This window comes from Streptomyces sp. KR55, assembly GCF_052245645.1.
Classification (GTDB): Bacteria; Actinomycetota; Actinomycetes; order Streptomycetales; family Streptomycetaceae; genus Streptomyces; species Streptomyces flavusporus.
Genome location: NZ_JBQQCE010000846.1, coordinates 1 through 1,953 on the forward strand (window position 1 = coordinate 1; position 1,953 = coordinate 1,953).

General features: G+C 74.2%; 2 protein-coding genes. Both read right to left on the minus strand.

The window, feature by feature from the left end; all coding sequences use genetic code 11:
- Positions 1 to 1,178 (minus strand): aldehyde dehydrogenase family protein (locus ACTWQJ_RS50875; RefSeq protein WP_443313116.1); only part of this gene is annotated, 1,178 nt, incomplete at its 3' end.
- Between the two features lie 22 nt (positions 1,179 to 1,200).
- Positions 1,201 to 1,953: CoA transferase (locus tag ACTWQJ_RS50880; protein WP_443313117.1), on the minus strand; the 753-nt coding region annotated here is incomplete at its 5' end.

Below are 1,953 nucleotides of genomic sequence, written 5' to 3' on the forward strand. Positions count from 1 at the left end.
GTGTCGAAGGGGACGACGGGCGCCACCGGGCCGAAGACCTCCTCCGCATAGGCGGGCGCGTCGAGCGGGACGTCGGCGAGGACGGTCGGCCGGTAGAAGAGGCCGTCGTACCTGCCGCCCGCGACGAGCCGCGCACCCGCGGCGATCGAACGCTGCACGAGATCGTGGACCTTGTCCCGCTGCCCCACGTCGATGAGCGGCCCGAGCGCGACGTCCCCGTCGGCGGGGTCCCCGACGGGCAGTGCCTCGGCGTTCGCCGCGAGCCCCTCGACGTACTCCTCGTACAGCGAGCGGTGGACGAGGTGCCGTCCCGTCGTCATGCAGACCTGGCCCTGGTGGAGGAACGAGCCGGCCGCGGCCGCGGCGAGGGTCGGCTTCAGCTCAGCGTCCTCCAGGACGACGACGGCGGAATTTCCGCCGAGTTCGAGGTGGACCTTCTTGAGGGCGCGGGCGGCGGCGGCACCCACCTCGCGACCGGCGCCGGTGGAACCGGTGAAGGAGATGACGCGCACTCGCGGGTCCTCGACGAGCGCCTTGCCCGCGTCGGCCCCGCCGGGCAGCACCGTGAGCACGCCCTCGGGCAGCCCGGCCTCCTCGAAGATCCGGGCCAGCGCGACGCCGCCGCAGACCGCGGTGCGCGGATCGGGCTTGAGGATCACGGAGTTGCCGAGCGCGAGCGCCGGTGCGACGGAGCGGATGGACAGAATCAGCGGGAAGTTGAACGGGGCGATGACGCCCACGACGCCGGCCGGGACGCGCTCGGCCATCGACAGGCGCGGCTGCTCCCCGGCGAGGAGCTCCCCGTACGGGCGCGAGGGCAGCGCGGCCGCCTCGTAGCACTCCTGCGCGGCGGCGTGCGTCTCCATCTGCGCCTTCGCGGTGAGCGATCCGGCTTCCCGGACGATCCACCACTCGACGTCGGCGGCGTACCGCTCCCACAGCTCACCGGCGCGGCGCATCACGGACGCCCGTTCCGTGTAAGGGAGTTCTGCCCAGGCGCGCTGGGCGTCGGCGGCACGGCCGGCGGCTCGGGCCGCGTCGGCGGCGTCGGCCAGGCCGATCCTGCCGAGCGTGCTGCCGGTGGCGGGCTCCGTCACGTCGAGCGTGCCGGCGCTGCCCTCCGTCCAGCCGTCGAGCCATATCTTCCCGTGCCAGGCGGGGTCGTCGAAGAGTCCCATCGTTGCGGCTCCTAGAGGGTGTTCAGTGGTGAGACCAGTGGGCGAGGACGTCCTCGGGGCGGTCCGCTCCGGGCTTGGGCGGGGCGGTGGGGAAGCCTGAGGGGGTGCGTCCGAAGCGGGGTGCGGGGGCCGGTTCGGGGTGGCCGTCCCGGTCGAGGAAGGTGCCGCGCCCGGCGATGTGCGGGTGGTGGGGGGCCTCGGTGAGGGAGAGGACGGGGGCGGTGCAGGCGTCCGTGCCGGAGAAGACCTCCGCCCATGCGTCGCGGGTGCGGGTACGGAAGACGGCGGCGAACCGCTCCCGTAGCTCCTCCCAGCGCTCCTTCTCCCACTGGCCGGGCAGTGACGCGTCTCCCGACAGACCGAGTCCGTCGAGGAGTTGGGCATAGAACGGCGGCTCGAGGGCGGCGGTGACGACGTGCTTGCCGTCGGCCGTCTCGTAGACGTCCACGAAGGGCGCCCCCGAGTCGATGAGGTTCCGGCCGCGTTCGTCGGTCCAGGCCCCGCCCGCGAGGAGGGAGTACGGGGACGCCATGAGGTGCGCGGCGCCGTCCACGATGGCGGCGTCCACGACCTGCCCGCGTCCCGAGCGCTCCCGCTCCCACAGGGCGGCGAGGATACCGCTGACGAGGTACATGGCCCCGCCCCCGAAGTCGCCGACGAGGCTCAGCGGGAGCTGCGGGGGCCCGCCGGCGCGGCCGATGGCGTGCAAGGCCCCGGTCAGCGCGAGGTACACGGGGTCGTGCCCGGCGCGCGGAGCGAGCGGCCCGTCCTGCCC